Source organism: Saccharopolyspora sp. NPDC050642 (genome assembly GCF_040654735.1).
GTDB classification, from domain to species: Bacteria; Actinomycetota; Actinomycetes; order Mycobacteriales; family Pseudonocardiaceae; genus Saccharopolyspora; species Saccharopolyspora elongata.
In genome coordinates this window covers 130,999-151,307 of record NZ_JBFAIN010000007.1, presented here as the reverse complement: position 1 = coordinate 151,307, position 20,309 = coordinate 130,999, and the positions used below count along the sequence as shown (strand labels likewise).

Annotated in this window: 19 protein-coding genes and 1 pseudogene; 9 read left to right on the top strand and 11 right to left on the bottom strand. The window is 69.5% G+C overall.

The window, feature by feature from the left end; genetic code table 11:
• Positions 1-92: 92 nt before the first annotated feature.
• A complete protein-coding gene (locus AB0H93_RS14070; protein WP_358572172.1) occupies positions 93-773 on the top strand; it encodes a TetR/AcrR family transcriptional regulator in 681 nt (226 codons plus the stop codon).
• A 602-nt stretch (positions 774-1,375) separates the two neighbouring features.
• Positions 1,376-1,666, top strand: a complete 291-nt coding sequence (locus tag AB0H93_RS14065) for a hypothetical protein (RefSeq protein WP_358572170.1) — start codon at positions 1,376-1,378, stop codon at positions 1,664-1,666.
• A gap of 106 nt (positions 1,667-1,772) precedes the next feature.
• Here the strand turns inward: AB0H93_RS14065 and AB0H93_RS14060 are convergent, their stop codons facing one another.
• Positions 1,773-2,993, bottom strand: coding sequence for a GNAT family N-acetyltransferase (locus AB0H93_RS14060; protein ID WP_358572168.1), 1,221 nt, complete (start codon positions 2,991-2,993; stop codon positions 1,773-1,775).
• Between the two features lie 196 nt (positions 2,994-3,189).
• Here AB0H93_RS14060 and AB0H93_RS14055 point away from each other — a divergent pair, with 196 nt between their 5' ends.
• A complete protein-coding gene (locus tag AB0H93_RS14055) occupies positions 3,190-3,747 on the top strand; it encodes a hypothetical protein (RefSeq protein ID WP_358572166.1) in 558 nt (185 codons plus the stop codon).
• Here AB0H93_RS14055 and AB0H93_RS14050 read toward each other — a convergent pair.
• The 3 genes from AB0H93_RS14050 to AB0H93_RS14040 all read right to left on the bottom strand — a co-directional run bounded on the left by AB0H93_RS14050 (position 3,744) and on the right by AB0H93_RS14040 (position 7,805).
• Positions 3,744-4,736, bottom strand: a complete 993-nt coding sequence (locus tag AB0H93_RS14050) for an IS481 family transposase (RefSeq protein WP_358572495.1) — start codon at positions 4,734-4,736, stop codon at positions 3,744-3,746. The genes AB0H93_RS14055 and AB0H93_RS14050 overlap by 4 nt on opposite strands.
• Before the next feature lie 282 nt (positions 4,737-5,018).
• Entirely contained in the window at positions 5,019-6,161 is a 1,143-nt protein-coding gene (locus AB0H93_RS14045; protein WP_358572164.1) for an IS630 family transposase, read from the bottom strand.
• A 96-nt stretch (positions 6,162-6,257) separates the two neighbouring features.
• Positions 6,258-7,805 (bottom strand): hypothetical protein, encoded by a 1,548-nt coding sequence (locus AB0H93_RS14040; RefSeq protein ID WP_358572162.1) that lies wholly within the window; start codon positions 7,803-7,805, stop codon positions 6,258-6,260.
• A gap of 206 nt (positions 7,806-8,011) precedes the next feature.
• Between AB0H93_RS14040 and AB0H93_RS14035 the strand changes: the two genes are divergently transcribed.
• The 4 genes from AB0H93_RS14035 to AB0H93_RS14020 all read left to right on the top strand — a co-directional run bounded on the left by AB0H93_RS14035 (position 8,012) and on the right by AB0H93_RS14020 (position 11,690).
• On the top strand, positions 8,012-9,442 hold the full coding sequence (locus tag AB0H93_RS14035) for an FAD-dependent monooxygenase (protein ID WP_358572160.1): 1,431 nt from the start codon (positions 8,012-8,014) through the stop codon (positions 9,440-9,442).
• Between the two features lie 47 nt (positions 9,443-9,489).
• Positions 9,490-10,152 (top strand): SGNH/GDSL hydrolase family protein, encoded by a 663-nt coding sequence (locus AB0H93_RS14030; RefSeq protein ID WP_358572158.1) that lies wholly within the window; start codon positions 9,490-9,492, stop codon positions 10,150-10,152.
• A gap of 233 nt (positions 10,153-10,385) precedes the next feature.
• Complete coding sequence (locus AB0H93_RS14025) at positions 10,386-11,078, top strand: MmpS family transport accessory protein (RefSeq protein WP_358572156.1); 693 nt, start codon at positions 10,386-10,388, stop codon at positions 11,076-11,078.
• Between the two features lie 156 nt (positions 11,079-11,234).
• Positions 11,235-11,690 (top strand): hypothetical protein, encoded by a 456-nt coding sequence (locus tag AB0H93_RS14020; RefSeq protein ID WP_358572154.1) that lies wholly within the window; start codon positions 11,235-11,237, stop codon positions 11,688-11,690.
• A 60-nt stretch (positions 11,691-11,750) separates the two neighbouring features.
• On the opposite strand, the gene AB0H93_RS14015 is transcribed toward AB0H93_RS14020, so the two are convergent.
• The gene (locus AB0H93_RS14015; protein WP_358572152.1) at positions 11,751-12,293 is read right to left on the bottom strand and encodes an isochorismatase family cysteine hydrolase; all 543 of its coding nucleotides are present in this window, start codon (positions 12,291-12,293) and stop codon (positions 11,751-11,753) included.
• Positions 12,294-12,700: 407 nt separating this feature from the next.
• Here AB0H93_RS14015 and AB0H93_RS14010 point away from each other — a divergent pair, with 407 nt between their 5' ends.
• Complete coding sequence (locus tag AB0H93_RS14010) at positions 12,701-13,780, top strand: hypothetical protein (protein WP_358572150.1); 1,080 nt, start codon at positions 12,701-12,703, stop codon at positions 13,778-13,780.
• A 37-nt stretch (positions 13,781-13,817) separates the two neighbouring features.
• Here the strand turns inward: AB0H93_RS14010 and AB0H93_RS14005 are convergent, their stop codons facing one another.
• Both AB0H93_RS14005 and AB0H93_RS14000 read right to left on the bottom strand, forming a co-directional pair.
• On the bottom strand, positions 13,818-14,123 hold the full coding sequence (locus AB0H93_RS14005) for a hypothetical protein (protein ID WP_358572148.1): 306 nt from the start codon (positions 14,121-14,123) through the stop codon (positions 13,818-13,820).
• A gap of 12 nt (positions 14,124-14,135) precedes the next feature.
• Positions 14,136-14,273: pseudogene (locus tag AB0H93_RS14000) on the bottom strand (hypothetical protein); the annotation flags it as partial.
• 177 nt (positions 14,274-14,450) lie between these two features.
• Between AB0H93_RS14000 and AB0H93_RS13995 the strand changes: the two are divergent.
• Positions 14,451-15,125, top strand: coding sequence for a TetR/AcrR family transcriptional regulator (locus AB0H93_RS13995; RefSeq protein ID WP_358572146.1), 675 nt, complete (start codon positions 14,451-14,453; stop codon positions 15,123-15,125).
• 28 nt (positions 15,126-15,153) lie between these two features.
• On the opposite strand, the gene AB0H93_RS13990 is transcribed toward AB0H93_RS13995, so the two are convergent.
• The 4 genes from AB0H93_RS13990 to AB0H93_RS13975 form a co-directional block, all read right to left on the bottom strand.
• Positions 15,154-16,212, bottom strand: coding sequence for an LLM class F420-dependent oxidoreductase (locus tag AB0H93_RS13990; RefSeq protein WP_358572493.1), 1,059 nt, complete (start codon positions 16,210-16,212; stop codon positions 15,154-15,156).
• 32 nt (positions 16,213-16,244) lie between these two features.
• Complete coding sequence (locus AB0H93_RS13985) at positions 16,245-17,834, bottom strand: AMP-binding protein (RefSeq protein WP_358572144.1); 1,590 nt, start codon at positions 17,832-17,834, stop codon at positions 16,245-16,247.
• Between the two features lie 112 nt (positions 17,835-17,946).
• Positions 17,947-19,050, bottom strand: a complete 1,104-nt coding sequence (locus AB0H93_RS13980) for an acyl-CoA dehydrogenase family protein (protein ID WP_358572142.1) — start codon at positions 19,048-19,050, stop codon at positions 17,947-17,949.
• A gap of 44 nt (positions 19,051-19,094) precedes the next feature.
• The gene (locus AB0H93_RS13975) at positions 19,095-20,303 is read right to left on the bottom strand and encodes an acyl-CoA dehydrogenase family protein (protein ID WP_358572140.1); all 1,209 of its coding nucleotides are present in this window, start codon (positions 20,301-20,303) and stop codon (positions 19,095-19,097) included.
• Positions 20,304-20,309 lie beyond the last annotated feature (6 nt).

Sequence of the window (20,309 nt, the reverse complement as noted above, 5' to 3'; positions counted from 1 at the left end):
GCGGCCGAGATCTGGCCGCGGGATGCCGCGGTACTAGTTCACGCTAACCCGCTAAACGAATGACGTCTTCCACTTGTGCTTAAGTGGGAGACATGCCCGCTCAACCGTCTCGGAACCCGCCCCCTCCGCCTCCGGCATCCCCGGACCGGGGCAAGAGAGCCGACGCCCGGCACAACCGCGCCCGGCTCCTCCAGGCCGCCCGCGAGGCGTACGCTCTCAACGGCACCGACGTACCATCCAGCACAATCGCCCGCAGAGCGGGCGTGGGTGCCGCCACCCTCTACCGGCACTTCCCGACACGCGGCTCGCTGATCGCCGCGGCGTTCTCCGAACAACTGGCCCAGTGCGTCGCAGCCCTCGACGAGGCCCTCCAGGACGACGACCCCTGGCGCGGTCTTCGCGCCGTCCTCACCAAGGTGTGCAGGATGCAGGCCCAGGACCGCGGGTTCAGCGCCGCGTTCCTCTCCCAGTTTCCCGACGCGCCCGACGTCCATCGTGAACGCGCCCGCGCCGAGGCAGGACTCGCCCAGCTGGTGCAGCGCGCGAAGGACACCGGTCAGCTGCGCAAGGACTTCGACCCCAGCGACGTCACCCTCCTGCTCCTGGCGAACAACGGGGTCGTGCAGGAGTCCCCGGAGGTCGCCACGGCCGCTTCCCGCCGTTTGCTCGCCTTCTTCCTCCAGTCCTGCCAGACGACGGACGGCGTGCCCCTGCCCCAGCCCGCGCCACTCCGCCTTGACGACCTCTACAAGCCACCACATCGACCGGGGTGACCGTCGGCGTCCGCCCCGGGGCACGCGCCCTCTCACCAAACGATTGCCCCTGCTTCGACAGATGAGCTAGCTGACTACGACCTCTCGTCGGCTGTCCCACGTGGACTTCTCGTCCTTGTCATGCTGCAGCTCCTGCTAGTGGAGTGACGCCTGCCAGCTGGAGCCTCGGCGGCGAACGTGAAGCGCGATGACTTGCCAGCGCTAAGTCTCAGCGCCGGCGGCAAGCCCGCGCACCATCTGACCAACGCATCAGCGGCCTCCGGCTCAGCCCCTACTCGCTGCCGTCCAACACGTTTGGTGAGCAACGAGCCGCCTCGGCTCCGCCGAGCAGATCCAACGCGGTGCAATGGGCGCCCTCGTTCATCGCCAACCTTGTCAGACGATTGCGGCTGGTCAACAGGACGAGGCAGGAAGCGGTACCTGGCAGCAGCGTGACCGGCTATTCCTTGAGCGACCACGTCAGGTTCGACGAATGCACGCACCCCTGCCCCTCCTACCCACCGTCCACATGAGAGTTATTACCCAGGAAGCGGGAGGTCGCGCGACTCGCCACCGGATTCGGATGCTCCCGGTATAGTCCATGGTGGACAGTGGTGAGCTGCTTGTTCAGTTTCCTGTGGGACGAACGGCATCCTCAGGTAGGCGCAGAAGAGGTCGACGACGGGTTGTCGGTGGTCGGGGCTGTTCTGAGCGAGCCGTTCCAGGTGAGCAGAGCGGTGATGCTGTTCGCCTCGGACTTTCCCGCCTTCGAGAAGCTCGTCGACTACGAGCAGTGGGTGGAGGTGTTCCGTTCCCCGGATCCGGCAGTGCTTGATGCGGCAGGGGTGACCTTCACCGACGACGAGCGTGCACTGGTGCTCGCCGGCAACGCCCGCCGCGTGCTCGGCATATAGAGGCGGGCCATGGCGCGGCATGGGCCAGGCTGCACCAAGTCGAGAGGGAAGACCACTGCGAATGCCTAGGCGCCCAATGCCACGAACAAGATCTGCGCCGTTATGGTCAGAACCAGTGCAGGCAGTGCGGGGAGCGTTCGGCGCTGAAGAGGGCGTCAGCGAGCATCGCCGCGCCCGGGCGGTGGGCCCGGATGTGTCCGGCGCGCACGAGCGTGCTCGGGGCGGTGCCGCCGAGGTAGACCGAGCCCAGGTCGCTCACGTCCAGGGACAGGTCGGGCTCCCGGTCCGTCGGGACGCAGTCGGCCTGGCCGTCCAGGACAGTCAGCAGGTAGCGGCCGTGCTCGCCGAGGAACGGATCGTCGACGTCGAGGACGAGCTCGCCGTCCATGAACCAGCCGCGCGCGGTCAGCGCACGCGGGACGTCCAGCAGCCGCACCCAGAGCCAGTCGGTGTCGTCGCTCACCTGGCCGGCGCGGAAGTCCGCGAGTTGCCAGCGCAGCGGGTGCCCGGGCGGGAACTTCTTGAACTCGACCTGAGCGACCAGGTCGTGTCCGAGCACGAACTCGGCCAGGGCCGTGAAGACGGCGTCGTCGGTGGCGACGGTCTCGTCGACGGTCAAAGTGCCGGGCTCGCCGAGCGAGTAGCTGGCGTACCCGTCCGGGACGCCGTCGGCGTCCCGGTGGACGGCGACGTAGCGCGGCGCCGGAGAGACCGGGGGCTGCCCCGCGCCCAAGGCCCACCAGTGGTGCGGCCGGGACAGCGCGCCGGGCTGTGCGCGGCGGTACCGGTCGTAGATCTCTTCCAGGATCTCGCCGCACTCGGCACGCCGCAGCAGCTCGACCGATCCGGTCGCTGGGGCGCCGGCCGTTCCGCGCGCCCGGGGGACGGCGAGGGCTGCCTGGTGGCGCGGCACCACCAGCCGCTGCGTGTAGGTCGCCGGTCCGTAGCCGAACCTGCGGTAGATCAGGGCCTCGGAGGCCAGCAGTGCGGAGAGGAACTCCCCTCGGGCCCGCAGCTCGGTGAGCTGATGTCGCATCATCGCGCTGAGCACGCCCTGGCGCCGGTGCGAGGGCAGGACGCCGACGGCGGTCACCCCGGCGGCCGGGACGAGGATCTCCCCGGGCAGGGTGAGCTCGAAGGAGTACGCACCGGCGGTGCCGACGGGCCGCCCGTCCGCCGCCGTGGCGAGCAGGTTTCGGTCCATTTCGAGCGCCGACCACCAGCCCCCGCCGCCATCGGGCGGGGTTTCCGGGAAGCGCCCGAACGCGGCATGGACCGTGTCGACGAAGACGTCGAGGTCCTGGTCGGTCGTGGAACGGATCTCCATTGCTGCCGCTGCCTCCCCGGGGATACCGGCACCACGACTCGTGGTGTCCCGTCACAGTGCAGCGTCGACCCGTGGCTAGTGCCGCATCAGGCAACGTTCGCCCTGTCGACTACGGCTCGTAGTCGTTGATCGTCAGCGTGACGGTTTCGCCAGATGATGTATCTGCCGGTTCCCGTCTTCAGCTACGCTGCCTGCCGTGTCCGTACAAACATGGTCACCCGATCCTGGGACGCCCGTAGTCGAGTATCGATCCGGCCGGGCGATGTTCATCGGCGGGCTAGCCATGTTCGTTTTCTTCGGGATGGCCTTCGTCTTCCCTGACATCGGGAACCCGTCGGGGACGTCGAAAGCCGATCTTTCTCCGGCCCTTGTGTCGTTCCTGTTCGGCGCGCTCGCGCTGGGCGGCCTGCTGGTGATGGTCGGCTCCGTCCCCCGCACGCATCGCTTCGCCGTCGATGAACGTGGACTGTGGTGGCGGGCCGGTCGCAAATCTGACCTGATCGCGTGGGACGAGCTGCGTGCCGTGCGCGGCCAGGAACCGCGCCCGCCGGTCAAGGACGACCCGAACTCGAGGGCGGTGCTGTCGGCCCTAGTGTTCACCCCCGTGGACCGTCGCTTCGTCACCCGCCACAGCGCGCTGGTGCAACGCCTGCCCACTGCCGATCCGGAAGTGGAACTGAGACTGCCGGACACCACCACGGTCCGGCAGCTGGCCCAGGAGATAGCCAGAGTCCGGCCGGACCTACTCCGCTAGGTGTACTGACCTGTGAGGTTGGGGACGCGGGTGGCGGGTGGTAGGCCGCCGAGTGCGGTGTGGCCGCGGTGGTGGTTGTAGGTGTGAAGCCAGGCGGGGTAGGCGTTACGGCGTTCGGTTTCGGACTGGTAGGGCCGTGCGTAGGCCCATTCGTCGAGCAGGGTGCGGTTGAAGCGTTCTGCTTTGCCGTTGGTTTGTGGCCGGTAGGGGCGGGTGCGTTTGTGTGTGATCCCGGCTGCGGTCAGAGTGTCGCGCCAGAGGTGCGATTTGTAGCAGGAGCCGTTGTCGGTGAGCACGCGCTCGACGGTGATCCCGCAGGTGGTGAAGAACGCTTGGGCTCGTTGCCAGAACGCGGCCGCGGTTTCCTTGGTCTCATCAGGCAGGATCTCGGAGTAGGCCAGCCGGGGGTGGTCGTCGACGGCGTTGTGCAGGTAGCTGTAGCCGACATGACTGTTGCCGTTGCGGTCCAGTCGTTTGCCGGGCGTACGGGTGCGATGCCGTTGGCCGGCTTGGCGACCCACGGCCCGGTGGCCGCCGCCGTCGGGGATGTTGCCCAGCTTCTTGATATCGACGTGCCCCAGCTCGCCTGGTGCGGCGCGTTCGTAACGACGGATCACCCGCCCGCTCGCCCGATCGAGGTGGGACAGCCGGGCAATTCTGTATCGGGCCAGAACCCGGTGCACCGTCGAGGGATTCAGACCAAGCAGATAGGCGATGCGGGCAGGTCCCCACCGGCGCAGCACTCGGACTTTGATGATCCGCCGCTCGGTGCGGGTCGGGGTTCGACGTGGACTGACGTGCGGACGGCTGGACCGGTCGGCCATGCCCGCTTCACCCTGCTGCCGGTACCGGTCAGCCCACCGTTTGGCCGTGCTGACCGAGACCTGGAATCGTTCCGCTGCCCGGCGCAGCGGCCAGCCGTTGTCCACGACGCAGCGCGCCAGACGCAATCTGCCGGTCTCGGTCAGTGGGGCGTTACGGTGGTTCATGAGGACCTCCGGGGTACTGGTGTAGACGTCGCAATCCACACCGCACCTGGAGGTCCTCCCTCATTCCAAGATCATCGAACTGCGTGTCCGCCCGTTCGCAACCTCTCTGATCAGTACAGCTAGGGCGTGTATCGAAGTGCTGGCCTGTTGATGTTGGGGATGGCTGTACTGACAGCGTGTCGTTGATCAGATAGGTGAGGGTCTCCGGTAGATCAGTCATCGACCACGACGATGATCTTTCCGGAGATCTCGTGGCCAGACACGCCCTAGTGCTGCGTCAGGCTACGTTTGCCTGTTGAACGATCTTGTGTAGTCGTGGGTTGTCGGTGTTGCGGTTCCGCCAGGCGATGTAGCGGCGGATCGTGCTGGCCTGTTCGTGCTGGCCTGTTCGTGGTGGCTGGCGTGGTCGGTGCCGTCGAGGGTGAAGTAGCGGAGGGCGGTGAACTGTGCCTCGATGCGGTTGAGCCACGAGGAATTCGTTGGGGTGTAGGCGATCTCGACGTTGTTGTCCCTGGCCCAGTCGGCGACCCCGGTGTCGATGCGGGTGCTGAGATGTGCGCTGGCGTTGTCGCAAAAGATCGCGATCCGCACCTTGAGCGGGTACCGACTGCGCAGGTAGCGGCAGAACTCTAGAAACTGGACCCGCTTCTTACGTGTTTTCACGTGCCCGTACATCTTGTCGGCGCCCAGATCGAGGGCAGCGAACAGGTGACGGACCCCGTGGGTGCGCGTGTAGGTAGCTCGTTGCCGGGGCCGGGGATCACGGTCTGGATCTTTATGGTTACCGCCGCGTTCGGCCCACTGCCGGCCTGGGTGGGGCTGCAGGTTCAGCGGCCCGAACTCGTCCATGCTGAACACCACGGTCGGATCGTCGGGTTCACCGACGATCTCGCCGTCGGCGATCGCATACAGGTGCTCAATGCGGGCCTTCTTCACCGCGTACTCCGGATCCCGGGAGGTCTTCCAGGTCTTTATCCGTTGAAAAGACACCCCTTCCGCACGCAGAATCGCGCGCAGGCCCTCATGGCTGATGTCCTCGACCACCCCCTCAGCGACCAGGAAATCCGCCAGCTTGGTCAAACTCCAGGTCGAAAACGGCAGCCCGTGCTCGGCAGGCCTGGACTTGGCGATCTTCTTGATTTCCCGGCGCTGCGGCAGCGTGAATGTCGGCGGGCGCCCACCTTTGTATTTTGGATACAGCGAGTCGAATCCGTCGGTGTTGAAGTTGTGGATCACATCCCGAACCCGGTCCTCGCTGGTGAACGCCACTTTCGCGATCTTGGCCACCGGCATGCCCTGCGCGGACAGCAGCACCATCTGCGCTCTCCGCCAGGCCACCACGGACCCACTGCCACGGCGGATGATCCGTAACAACCGGTTGCCCTCATCGTCACCGAGCTCCCGAACCCGCACCCGTTCAGCCATGATCCACAGTTTTGAAACGATCACACCAATCTCTGCGGCACCAACAACGGCGCGTCGCGATCAAACAGGGCGAACCCTGACTGAAACCGCACTAGATCAAGTGAATTTCGGCCGGGCCCGGTGTGTTCGCCGCAGCCGCGCCGGGTCGGTCCGGGTCAGGGCCGCTGGTGCGTCCAGCTGCCAGCCGGTCTCGTACGCCTCGGCGAAGCGCTCGTCGCTGAGCGTGGCCCGGGCGCGGCTGGTCAGCGTGCGGACCTGCGGGTCGGTGTGCTCGTGGGCGCCCCGGAGGCGGGCCGCCGCGCCGAGAATGGCGGCCACGTCACGGTTTTGCCCGTACAGCGCGGCGAGGCCGGCCACGGTCACCGCCACCGTCGCCACGATCGGCATGTCCTTGCTGTCGACCGCCGCCGCGTACGCCCGGCCCAGCGTCTCCTCGGCGCCCGGACCGTCGCCGAGTTCGAGGCAGAGCGCGCCCCGCACCGCACCGACCAGCGCGTGCCCGCCGTCGAACGAGGGTTGCTCGGACAGCCAGGACTCGGCCGACTCGATCAGCTCGCGCGCCCGGTCCAGGTCACCGAGCCGCACCTCCAGGCCGCCCTCCCGCGCGTCGAGCAGCAACGCCATCTCGGGCGTCGCCGAGCGCAGCGCGCGCTCCCGGGTCGCGGCGATCAGCTCGGTCGCCCGCGCGGTCTCGTCGAGCCGCACGTGCAGATCGATCAGGCGCAGGTCGATGAAGATCTCATCGCTGAGGCTGAGCGATCCGAACTCGCGGGCCAGCCGTTTGGCCTCGGTCAGGTCGGCCAGCGCGCCGTCGAGGTCGCCGTCGTACTGCCGCAGCAGCGCGCGCAGCGGCAGCGCCCTGGTCAGGCCCCAGCGGTCGCCCGCCCGGGCGAAGCACTCCAGGGCGGCGGTCACGTCGCCGCGAACCGGGTCGAGCCGGCCCTCGTTCTCGGCGAACTGGGCCCGGAACATGTGCGCCAGCCCGGCCAGCCACCCGTCCGGCCCGTCGACCAGTCGCCGGGTGATCGTCGGCGACGCCTCGATCTCTTCCAGGCAGGCCAGCCCGACCGCGGTCAGCGCGCCGCCGAAGCCCGGCAACTCCGGATAGCTCAGCAGCCGGTCGGTGAGCGCCCGCCGCTCCTCGATCGAGTCGTCGACCAGCGAGCCCTGGGTGGCGATGGCGTTGAGCAGCAGCACCCCCTCGGCGATGTCGTGCTCCACGCTCGGCCGCTCGGCCGGCACCGCGACCGCCTCGCCGAGCCAGTAGGCCGCTTCGGGGTGCCGGCCGAGCATCTGCCAGTACCAGTTGAGGTTCACCGCGAGTCCGATCGCGCCGCCGGCGTCACCGGTGTCGCAGAGGTGGCGCAGCGCGGCGAGGACGTTGTCGTACTCGGTGCGCAGCACGTGGAGTGCGTCGAGCTGCTCGGGGCCGCGCAGCAGCGGGTCGTGGCGGGCGACCAGCTCGGCGAAGTGGTCGGCGGCCAGGTCCCGCACGCCGGTCAGGGTGCCCTGCTCGGCCAGGTTCTCCAGGCCGTACTCGCGGATCGTCTCCAGCATCCGGTACCGGCCGGTGTCCGGCGCGAGCTGCAGCAACGAACGGTCGACCAGGCCCGCGAGCAGCTCCGGGATCTCACCGGCCGGCACCGCGGTGCCGGCGCAGACCGCGGTGGCCGAGGCCGGCGTGACTCCGCCGGGCAGGACCGAGATCCGCGCCGCGACCGTCCGCGCGTCCGCGTCGAGCAGGTCCCAGCTCCACGCGATGACCGCGCGCAGCGTGCGGTGCCGGGGGGAGGCGGTCCGGCTGCCGGTGGTGAGCCTGCGAGCTCGGCCTCGCGGGCTGCTCCGTCCTGGTGCTCGAGCGGGAGCCGGAACCCGGCTCCCCGTGGCGGGCGGACCCGCTCGGGCTGCGGGGCCTGTCCGCCACCTCGGTCGAGGCGTTCTACCGCCGCGAGATGCTGCGCCCGCTGCTGGCGGCGTCGGGCGTCCACGACGAGCCCGGCCCCGACGCGGACGAGCCGGCGCCTCCCAGCGGCGTGGGCCACTTCGCCGGCATGGTGCTCGATCCGGCCAAGGTCGACGTCGCTGCCCTGCCGTTCCGGCTTCCCAGCCCGGCGCCGGACTTTCTGATGACCAGCCTCGAGGCGGTCGAGTCGGTGTTGTCCGAGCGGGCCGCCAAGCTGGGCGTGGAGATCAGGCGCGGCGTCACCGTGGACGCCATCGCGCGGGACGAGGAGAGCGTGGTCGTGCACGCCGGTGACCACGAGTACGCGGCGCGCTGGGTCGTCGGCTGCGATGGCGGACGCAGCGTGGTGCGCGGGCTCGCGGGCTTCGAGTTCGTCGGCACCGAGCCGCAGTTCACCGGCTACACCATGCTCGTCACCGTCGCCGATCCCGAGAAGCTGCGCCCTGGGTTCAACCTGACGCCGACGGGCATGTACGTGCAGATGCCCGCCGAAGGGCACATCGGGATGATGGACTTCGACGGCGGCGCGTTCGATCGCTCGCAGCAGCCGACTCGCGATCACCTCCAGGCGGTTCTGCGCCGCGTGTCCGGCACCGACGTGACGCTGGACGAGGTGCATCTCGTCTCGAGCTTCACCGATCGGGCAATGCAGACGACGACCTACCGGCAGGGACGCGTCCTGCTCGCGGGCGACGCCGCGCACATCCACTCGCCCCTGGGCGGGCAGGGACTCAACACCGGCCTCGGCGACGCCCTGAACCTGGGGTGGAAGCTCGCGGCGACCGTGCACGGGCACGCGCCGGACGGGCTGCTCGACACCTACACCCGCGAGCGCCATCCGATCGCGGCCTGGGCGCTCGACTGGACGCGCGCCCAGGCGGTGGCCATGCGGCCGGACCCGCATGGCCAGGCGGTCCAGGGACTGATCCGCGACCTGATCGGGACCGGGGCCGGAACGACCTACGTGTTCGAGAAGGTGTCGGGCTCGGCGATCCGCTACGACCTCGGCAGCGAGCAGCCGCTGGTCGGCCGCAACGCCCCGGACTTCCGTCTCGGAGACGGCACTCGCCTCGGCGACCTGATGCAGGACGGGCGAGGCGTCGTGCTGGATTTCAGCGCCGACCGCCGGCTGCGCGATTCGGCGACGGGCCGGGAGCGCCGGCTGCGCTATGCGGCCGGGGCGGCGAAGAACGACCTCGGACTGGGTGCCGTGCTCGTCCGGCCGGACGGCATCGTCGCCTGGGCAGGCGATCGCGACTTCGACCGGAAAGCGTTCGAGCGGGCCGCAAACCAGTGGTTCGGCACTCCGGAAAGCTGACCAGCGCTCCAATCCTCCTTCCCCCGCAACGATTTCGAGGAGCACGCATGACGATCACCCTCCGACCGGGCAGCACCGTGGTGTTCACCGGCGATTCGATCACCGACTGCCAACGGCTGGACAGCGAAGACGGCCTCGGGTTCGGCTACCCGCTGCGCATCGCGGGCGAGTGGGGCCTCCGGCATCCGGACCGCCCCGTCACCTGGCTGAACGCCGGGATCGGCGGAAACAAGGTGATGGACCTCGAAGCCCGCTGGCAGGCGGACGTGCTCGACGCGCGCCCGGACGTGGTGTCGATCCTCGTCGGGGTCAACGACATGGGCTGGCACACGCTGGATCCGGAGGGGTACGTGATCCCCGTGGAGGAGTTCGAAGCGGGTTATGACCGCCTGCTCGCGCCACTCGCCGAGACAGGCACGGAGCTGATCCTCATCGAGCCGTTCCTCCTGCCGATCCACGGCGTCGTCGAGGCCGGTGCCGCGCTCATCGGAGAGGAAGAGCGAAAGGAATGGCGCGCCGACCTGAACCCGAAGATCCAGGTGGTGCGCGAGCTCGCCCGCAAGTACGGCGCGAACCTGCTTGCCGCAGACGGCATGTTCGCCGAGCTCGCCGCGACGACCGGGCCGGAGTACTGGGCCGCGGACGGCGTGCACCCGACGCCGGCCGGTCACGCCGCACTCGCGGCGGCCTGGCTACGCCTGGTCGCGTGACCATGCCTTGCGATCGCCCGCGAGACGGGCGATCGCAAGGAGCTTCGCCGATGCAGGCAGGAGTAATCGCTTGCCGACCGCGCAGCGTTACTGCGGTGTGCCGTGCATGACCTGCGAAAACTTTTTCGCGCCAACTCGTAACAACGCTCAGTGATCACGCGAATGGCTAGTTGAAGCTCGCACCTCCGGACGAGCCATGGGCGCCCTGACGGGGCGGAAAAGAGAAAATTGTCATGACTCAGGTAGCCAACCCCAACCCGCACCCGGTGCAGCCCCGCAACGGTTTCGGCATCACGGCGCTGGTGCTCGCGTTGGTCGGCCTCGTGTTCAGCATCGTCCCGTTGACCGGGTTCATCGCGCTCATCCTGGGGGCGCTGGCCGTGTTGTTCGGGCTGCTCGGCGTCGCTAGGACGCGCAAGGGCGTGGCGACCAACAAGATCATGTCGTGGATCGGGGCCGGGCTCGGTGCCCTGTCGCTCGTGGTCGGCATCTGGGGAATGGTGATCGTGTTCCAGGCCACCGAGAAGCTCGTGCGCGACCTGGACGAGATCGGCACCAGCTTGCAGGCTCCGCCTGCGCCCGGCATCGGGAACACCGCGGAGGGTGTCGTCCCGGCTGCGCCGGGGAACGAGGTCGAGCCGGGGGCGGGTGTGGTCCGCTACGAGGTCGACGGCACCGGAACCGCGATGTCGATCAACTACTCCACCGGCAATGGCGGTGGGTTCAGCTCGGAGTCGGTGTCCGACGCGCGTCTGCCGTGGAGCGTGGAGGTTCCGGTCGACACCGACGGGTTCACCTCGTACAGCCTGATGGCCTCCAACGACGAGGACGGCGGCACCCTCACCTGCCGCATCCTCGTCAACGGGCAGGTCGTGCAGGAGGCCACCTCCAAGGGCCCGTACCAGTCCGCCATGTGCATGAAGTGATCCGAACGTCCCGGCGCATCGCAGGAGAGCGAGGAGCCGGACGAGGTGGGCCGCGTGTCCGGATGCGGGTCTGCTTGGCCGGGCAGACCCCTGCCCCTCTGGGGGACGCTGCCCTGCCCACCCGCTTCCTGCACCGCACCGGCAGAGGAGAAATCGATGAGCCACCAGGTGTGGATCCGCAACCACTGGTGGTGGGATCCGGCCGACGACGAGACCCGGGGTGACGGCTGCGGCTGGGTCCTGTACCGCCGCGACCCCGGTGGAAATCCCATGAAAACCGACATGGGCAAGGGCTTTTCCTACTACGCCGCCGACAGCACCCGGACCATTCGATCCCTGTTGACCGTCGACGAAGTCCTTTTCCATGGTCGCGTCGAGAATCTGGACGAGGCGTGGCGCCGGGTGAAGAACGACATCGGCCGGAGCGACTGGATCAACGACGATCTCAACGACGCGCGGCGCCAAGACGGGCGCTGGCACGAGCCGCACTTGTTCACGTGCTGGCGCAACCGGCAGCCGCAACCTGTTTCGCCCGTTCGTCTGCCGGATGGCTTTCGCTTCAACCGAACCGGCTGGGTCGAGGTGGACCCGGCAACACCAGGACTCCCGTGAACCACGAACGGCGGCCGTGCCGGGCTCGGCGAGGAACCATCCCCGCGTGCGCGGGTGGGTCTATGACCAACCGGCGCAGGGCACGACCTCGAATCCCCGACTGGGGAAGACGGAGTCCATGAAGAAGTCGTGCATTGCCTGATCGTCGTCGGCGCAACCGTCCCGCAGCACGGTCACTTCGTAGCCGCGGTCCGCCGCGTCGTAGCACGTCGCAGCCACCATTGCGCTGGTCGCGACTCCGGCGATCGCGAGAGTGTCGACGCCCGCAGCGCGGAGCACGAGGTCGAGATCCGTGCCGGCGAAGGCGCTGGCACGGCGCTTCAGCACGACGACGTCCTCGTCGGAGACCGGCAGATCGATCTCGGTTCCGGCCGATCCCTCGTGGAAGGTGTCCCCGGCTTCGTGGAACGTCCTGAACATCGCGTTGCCCGGCGGCAAGTCGGCCCCGTTGCTCCGGACTGCGAAGCGCACGAACGCGACGAGAGCACCGGCCGTGCGGGCGCGCGGGAGCAGTTCGGCGAGCGGCGGGATGACCTGCCTGGCGAACGGGTAGCTGCTCGTGATGCCCCGCTGGACGTCGCCGATGATCAGTGCGGTGGTCACGACGGGCTCCTGTCCAGCCGCCCCATCCGGCGCCCCGCGGTGAACGGGAGGCCCGGCGGCCGTGGTGATCGCGATGGTCAACAGTGCACAGGTGAAGCTACCGGTCGCGATGGTCCCGGCGAAGTAGGGGGCGCTGACGGAGTTGATCATCGCGATTCCCGGGTTTCTGCCGGGACGATCGTCGTGGCGCCGGCTTCCACGTCTCGACCGCGTGCGGCTCGAGCCCGAAGCGCGAAACCGCCGAGTGCGACATTCCGGACGCCATAGGCCAGCCGCCGCATCGCCGACCGGCCGCAGATCGCTCGGCAACATCCCGGCTCTGACGCGGTCGCGAGTGGACAGCCGGGCTGCCAGGCCCGGCTCGCACGACGTACCGGTCGTCCAGCGGTTCATGTATAGATACCGGCATGGCAACGAATTCCGCTCGGGCGAGTGCTGCGCAGTACGCGGCTCGTCTCGTCGCCACTGTCGATGCTCCGCTGGACCCGGCGTCCGCGGACGCGCCAGAAGTGCGGCACTGGCCCGGGCGCAAGCTGCTGGTGCAGCGCGGGGACACCGAACTGGTCGGCCGTGACCTGGACGGTTCGGGAGCAGAGGTTCGCTTCCCGGCGCCGTGGCCGCGACGTTTCGGCTCGGTGGCGGTCTCTCCCGAGGCGGATCTCGCCGTGTTCGCCGGGGTGCACGCGCTGCAAGCGGTGGATCCGACCGGCGCCGTGCGGTGGGAGGTTCGGCACGGCTGCTGGTCGGCCGCGGTGTGCACCGACGCCCACGCGTCGTTCGCCGAGTACGCCGACGACCACGACCACGGCCATGCCGACAGCGGATCGGCCGCCTTTTCCTCGGACGGCAAGCTCGTGTGGGCCCACGTCCGCAACTACGCGGGAGAGGGCGTCGAGGAGGAGTGGCTGATCCTCGATCCCGCCGACGGCAGGGTGCTGGCCCGTGCCGAGACGATGACCGTGGGATCGGGCTCCTTCCACTCCCCGCACCCGAATCCCGCGTACATGGCGCTGACCGTCGGTGAGGGCGACGAGGATTCGCCCGTGCTGTGGGGACGCTGGGACGGCGCGACGTTCAGCATCCAGCGGTTCGTCGAGGAGGTCTTCCTCGCGGCGAGTCCATCCGGGGAGCACCTCGTCGCGACGGATCCAGGGCAGTGGGCCCTCTACTTGCGCCGGGCGGAGGATGGCGTGGAACTGGGGCGGCTGGACGCCGCAGACGCGGTGCCGCAGAGCGGCGACGGCCGTCCCTGCTGGGACTACGAGGCGGCGTTCCCGGACGACGACACCATCGTGGCCGGGCTCGAGAGCGCCGCGGGCGGTCCCGACCATTGGCTCGTCGACGCGCGCACGATGACCCTGCGCGGCCGGATCGACTATCCCTTCCCCATCTCGGGTTCGCCCCGCTCGGCGGGGCGCGGCACCTGGTACACCGGGGCCGAGGACCGGACCGCACTCCACTTGTGGAGCCTCCCGCACGACGGATGAAACGCGCGCCATGGGGCGCCGTTGAGCCAGGCCGGCTTCACCGGGGAGTGCGGAGGTAGCCGGTGATCATCGCCACGAGCTCGTTCTCCAGCCGTGTGGTGTCGACGGAGCCGGGCGCGGCGATCAGCTGGTGCACGGTCAGCTCCACAGTGGACGCCACGAGCCGGGCGGCCGTGTCCTTGTCCTGGACCCGGACTTCCGCGTGGTGGTCGAACAGGTCCCGCAGGTCACCGACCATCTCCCACTCCTGCCGGGTAACCCGCTCCAGCAACTCGCCGGAGCGGGGCACCTGCTCGATCATGATCCGCAGCAGCTGCGGGTCGTTGAGATGGTTCTCGATCACGTCCTTGTTCGGGTAGTACTGGTACAGCGAGCCGATCGAGATCTGCGCCCGCTCGGCGATCCGGTTCGTGGTGCCCGCGGCGGTCGCGGCCGGGCCGTCCCCACCGGCTCGTCTCGGTGCAGACGGCCGCCCCGGATTTCGGACCCGCAGTGTGCCTACGCGCTTGGCTCATGCCCATCACACCGGCCGACCTCGCGTGTGCCCGGCACGGCCGAGGTCGATGTGAGGAGTTACCGTCAGGTAGTCTCGGGTCGACTTGATTTCGACATCGACATCGACAACCATGGTGGCAGCGGCCTTCGCCGCCCATCGAGCTGAGGAGAGCGCATGCCGGGAGGTGCGGCGCGCTGGGGTGTGGAAGGGACTGCCCAGGCGCGGCGGGAGCAGTACGGGAGCGGGGCCACGGCGCGCGGGCGCCGGACCCGCGGCTTGCTGCTGGCCGCTGCCCGGCAGATCTTCGAGCGGGACGGCTACCTGGAAGCCAGGGTCGCCGACATCGTCGCGCACGCCGGTGTCTCCCACGGCACGTTCTACACCTACTTCGACTCCAAGAACGAAGTCATGCGCGCGTTGATGGCGGAGGTCAGGAACGAGATCGCGGATGCGCTGACGCTCGGCGGGGACGAGACCGCAGAAGAGGAGCGACTCGACTTCCCCGCTCGCCTGGATGCGTCCAACCGCCGCTTCCTGGACGTCTACCGCAAGAACAGCGCCATGATGGCCTTGATGGAGCAGTTGGCCACCGTCGATCCGGAGATCGGTTCGTACCGGACCGAAGGCCGGCGACTGCACATGGAGCGGATCGCCAAGAGCATCCGCAATCTGCAGGCGAAGGGCCTGGTGGACCGGGAGCTCGACGCGCGGACCGCCGGTGCGGCGTTGGCGGCGATGGTCGGCAACTTCGCCTACTACTGGCTGGCCATGGGCGAGCCGTTCGACGAGGAGCTGGCCAAGGCCACCCTGAGCCGGATGTGGCTGGGCGCGATCGGCTACGAGCGCTGATCACGAGGCCGTCACGTGCAGATCGGGGCTAGGCCGTGCTCTCGGTGGCGTCGATGAGGCGGCGGAGTGCCTTGATCTGGGCGCAGCGCTCTTCGAGGCTCTCGCCGAGCGGGATGACCGTCAGGTGGGTGACACCTGCCTTCCGGTACGCCGCGAGGCGTTCGCGGATCTCGGTCTCGGTGCCGATCAGGGAGATGTGCCGGAGCAGTTCCTCCGGGACCACGTCGGCGGCTTCGTCCTTGCGCCCCGCGAGGTAGAGGTCCTGGATTCGCGCTGCCTGCGCCGGAAAGCCGTAGGCGGCCAGCAGCTTGTTGTAGAAGTTGCGGTCCCGGGCTCCCATGCCGCCCACGTAGTGGGCGATCTTCGGGCGCTGGCGGTCGATCAGCCCCTCGGTGCGCTCTCCGATCGCCAGCGGGGCGTTCGCCACGATCTGCAGCGGGGGCAGGCCGGGGTCGCGACGGGCCCGCCCCCGGTCCAGGCCCGCGCCGAAGACGTCGTGGGCGCGCTCGGGCCAGAAGTACATCGAAAGCCAACCATCGGCGATCTCGGCGGTCAGCGCGAGGTTCTTCTCGCCGAGCGCGGCGAGGAAGACCGGGATCCGGGGCCGTACCGGCGGGTTGATCAGCTTCAGCGGCTTGCCCAGGCCGGTGCCGCGGTCAGCGGGCAGCGGCAGCCGGTAGTGCCGGCCCGAGTGCTGGAGCCGTTCGCGGCGCCATGCGGCGCGGCAGATCTCGACCACCTCGCGGGTCCGGCCGATCGGGGCGTCGAAGGGGACGCCGTGCCAGCCTTCGACGACCTGCGGGCCGGAGGCACCGAGCCCGCACAGCGCTCGGCCGCCGGACAGCGCGTCGAGGCCGGCCATCGACATCGCCGTCGTGGCCGGGGTCCGGTTGAAGAGGCCGAGCACCGATGACCCGAGCTCCACTCGGTGGGTGACCTGGCTCAGCGCCCCCAACGCGGAGACGGCGTCGAAGCCGTAGGACTCGCCGACCCAGACCACGTCCAGCCCGGCGGCCTCGTAGGAGGGAATTTCCGCGATGGCGCTTGCGAAGTCGGTCGCGGAGCTGAGGGAGATGCCGATCTTCAGCGGCGCATCGCCGCGGGGTGCGCTGACTTCGCTCATCGTTGCGCTCTGCTTTCCAGGATCGTCTTGCGCAGGGCCGAGTGGCTGAGCTTTCCGGTGGGGGTGCGGGGCAGGCTGCGGAATTCCAGGCTTCGCGGGCACTTGTAGCGGGCCAGCCGCCGTTCGCAGAAGTCCAGCAGCTCGTGGGAGAGCCGGTCGCCGGGGTCGGTTCCCGCGGTGAGTTCGACGACGGCGTGCACGGTGCTGCCCCACTCCGGGTCGGGCAGTCCGATGACGCCGGCGTCGGAGACCGCGGGGTGGGCGAGCAGTGCGGCTTCGATCTCGGCGGGATAGATGTTGACGCCGCCGGAGATGATCAGGTCGGAGCGGCGGTCGGCGAGGTAGAGCCAGCCGTCCTCGTCCAGGAATCCCATGTCGCCCGCGGTGAAGAAACCGTCGCGCCAAGCGGTTGCGGTCTTCTCCGGGTCGTTGTGGTAGACGAACGGGTCGTCGTTGCGGATCCACACCGCTCCCACGGCTCCGGCCGGGACGGGTGCACCGTCCTCGTCGAGGATCTTGACTTCCGCGCCTTCCCAGGCGCGGCCCACGGTTCCAGGGTGTTCCAGCCACTCGTGCGGGTTCACGGCGGCGCCGCCGCCCTCGGTCGAGGAGTAGTACTCGTAGATCACCGGGCCCCACCAGTCGAGCATGGCCCGCTTGTCCTCGACCGGGCACGGCGCGGCGGCGTGGACCGCGAACTTCAGCGAGGACACGTCGTAGGAGCGGCGCACGTCCTCGGGCAGTGCGAGCAGGCGGTGGAACATGGTGGGGACCATGTGCGTCGAGGTGATCCGGTGTTCCTGGATCAGCTGGAGGGTTCGCTCGGGCTGCCACTTCTGCATGAGGACGACGGTCTGGCCCAGGTGCAAGGAACTGGTGGCGAACCCGTTCGGTGCCGCGTGGTAGAGCGGTGCCACCACGAGATGGGCGCCGTCGCCAGGAACCGTTCCGTAGCGGCGGGAGCCGAGCGGAAGCGAGCGGGCCAGTGCTTGCTCGGGAGTTGCGGTGCGTCGCCGCTTGCGGACTCCCTTGGGGTGCCCGGTGGTGCCGGAGGTGTAGAGCATGGTGGCGCCCATCAAGCGCCGGTCGGGAGGCGGGCAGGGGAGCGGGGACAGGCCCGCGAGTTCGTCGAGGTGCCGCCAGCCCGCGACCTGGGTGGCCGCGAATCGACGGTCGGCCGGAATGCCCGCCAGGTCCGCGGCTTCCGCGGCCGTGGCGGCGAAGCGGGCATCTGCCACCAGCACGCGGGCTTCGCTGTCCCGGAGGATGTAGCCGGCTTCGGCCGCGGTCAGGTGCCAGTTGACCGGGGTGAGGTACAGCCCCAGCTGGCTGGTGGCCAGCTGCACGGCGAGGAAAGCCGGCTCGTTGGAGAGCACGACCGCGACGGTGTCGTCGGGCGCCAGACCGAGTTCCAGCAGGCCCGCGGCGATCCGGTCGGACCACGCGCGGAGCTCTCCGAAGGTGGTCCGGCCGCCGTCGTCGGCGATGACGGCTGGCCGCTGCGGTCGGGCGGCGGCGATTTCCCAGAACCCCAGGGCGCCGTCGATGCGGAACGCGGCGAGGTCATCGGCTTGATCGCTTGTCACGGAAGGTCCTTTCGGCGGGCCGCGATCACAGAGGCTGTTCGGGGAAGGCGGCCGTAATTCCCGCTGGGGCCGCCACCCGCACCGTCACGCGAAATGAGTTCGGAAACAGGCTCTACAGGGCGAGGCGGTCGGCCACGACGGCTTCGTGCTGCTCTGGGCCGCCGAGCAGTTGGCGGCTGCTGTGCGCGCGCTTGTAGAACAGGTGGGCGTCGTGCTCCCAGGTGAAGCCGATGCCTCCGTGCAGCTGGATCGCTTCGCGGGCGATCGTCGCGTAAGCCCGGCTGCAATGGGCGAGCGCGGCGCGCGCAGCCACCGGGAACGCATCCGGTTCCTCGTCCGCGGCCCGGCAGGCGTCCCGGACCAGGGACACGGCGAGTTCACCCGCGGTGTGCAGGTCCGCGAGCCGGTGCTTGACCGCCTGGAAGGAGCCGATCAGCCGTCCGAACTGGACGCGCATCTTGGCGTATTCGACCGTCATCTCGATGCAGCGCAGCAGTCCGCCGAGCTGTTCGGCGGCCAGCGCCAACGCGGCGCGGTCGGTGATCGCAGCTCGGGCGGCGTCGCCATCGCGGCACGCGAGACGCCGGGACGCAACGCGGTCGAAGTCCAGCCTGGCGATGGCCCTAGTGCGGTCGGTGCTGATCAGCGCCGTTCGGCGCAGGCCCGCGGCAGCGCCGTCGACCAGGTGGTACTCGGTTCGGCCGTCGCCGCCGAGCGCCTCCACCACGATCTGGTCGGCGAGCAGCCCGTCGACCACCAGCGGGGCCGTGCCGGTCAAGCCGTCGCGGCCGGCGTGCGGGTGCGACGCGGCGGCCGGGTCGGTGCTCAACGGCGCGAAGGACGCCAGGACGGTCCCCGCGGCGATGCCGGGCAGCAGTTCCCGGTTGGCCGCCTCGTCGTCGAGCACGAGCAGCGCCTGCCCGGCCCACGCGACCGAGGCGAAGAACGGGGAGGGGGTGAGCGCGCGCCCGAATTCCTCCAGGACGACGGCGAGTTCGGTGTTCCCCGAGCCGGTGCCGCCGCATTCCTCCGGTAGCCCGAGACCGGTCAGCCCGGTCTTCTCGGACAGCTGGTGCCAAAGCTCGTCGCGACCGCCGACCCCGTCGGGGGAATCGTCGACGAAGGCCCGGACGCGCGAGCCGGGGGAGTGGTCGGCGAGCAGCTTGCGGGTGGTTGCCTGCAGCTCTTGCTGTTCTGCGGTGAGGATGAGCGCCACGAAGGGCTCCTTCGGTGGGAGAGGTGATCGTTCCGGCCGCGGCGTCAGCGGCGCTGGGTGCCGACGTTCAGCTCCCGGAACGGCACATCGCGGTCGAACTGCGGTTCCTTGGGCAGCCCGAGGACGCGCTCGCCGATGATGTTGCGCTGGACTTCGGTGGTGCCGCCCGCGATGCCGTTGGAGGGAACGGAGTTGAGCGCCGCGACGCGGATCGCGGCCTGCTCGTCCTGCGGGTCGTGGGCGACTGCCGTGTCCCCGCCGATCCGGGTGGCGAGATCCGCCGCGCGCTGGGCGAGTGCCGTGCCGGCGGCTTTCGCCACCGATCCCCGGGGCCCGACTTCGATCCCGGCGGCGCGCTCCTCGGCGAGCCTCGCCGCCAGCAGCTTCACCGCCAGCTCCTCGACGGCGAGCCGGGCCAACTCGCCGCGGATCCCCGGATCTCCGCCCACGCCGCGGGCGGCAGCCGCGTCCGCAAGACTTCGCACGGACAGCGGATTCACCCGCGGACGTGCGCGGGTGCCGATGGCGATGCGTTCGAACTTGAGCAGCGAGACGGCCGCCGACCAGCCGTCGTCCACCGTTCCGACGACGGCGTCGGCCGGCAGCCGCAGCCCGTCGAAGAAGACCTCGTTGAAGGTGGCGCCACCGGTCATGTCCCGCAGCGGGCGCACTTCCACCCCGGGGGCGTGCATGTCGACGACGAACATGGTGATGCCCTGGTGCTTGGGCACGTCCGGATCGGTGCGGGCGATCAGGATGCCCCGGTCGGCGAAGTGCGCCCGCGAGGTCCACACCTTCTGCCCGTGCACCAGCCAATCCGCGCCGTCGCGCACCGCGCGTGCCTGCAGCGACGCGACGTCCGAGCCGGCGCCCGGCTCGGAGAACAGCTGGCACCAGATCTCCTCGCCGCGCAGCATCGGCCGGATGTACCTGCGCTTCTGCGCTTCGGTGCCCAGCTGCAGCAGGATCGGGCCGCACATGCCCAAGCCGATGCCGAACGGCTGGCCGGGCAACTCATAGGCGTTCGCCTCGGCGCTGAAAGCCCGTTCGTGCTTCTGCCCCAGCCCCTGGCCGCCGTACTCGGCGGGCCAGCTGATGCCGGCGAATCCGGCCTCGTGGAGGGAGGCTTGGAAGGACCGCGCGGCCGGAACATCCGCGCCGATGTCGGTGCGCGGCGCGTTCGCGGCCAGCCAGTCGCGGGCGCGGTTGCGGAACTCCCCGAGCGGTTCGCGGCTTTCCTCGAAACTGTCCACGATGGA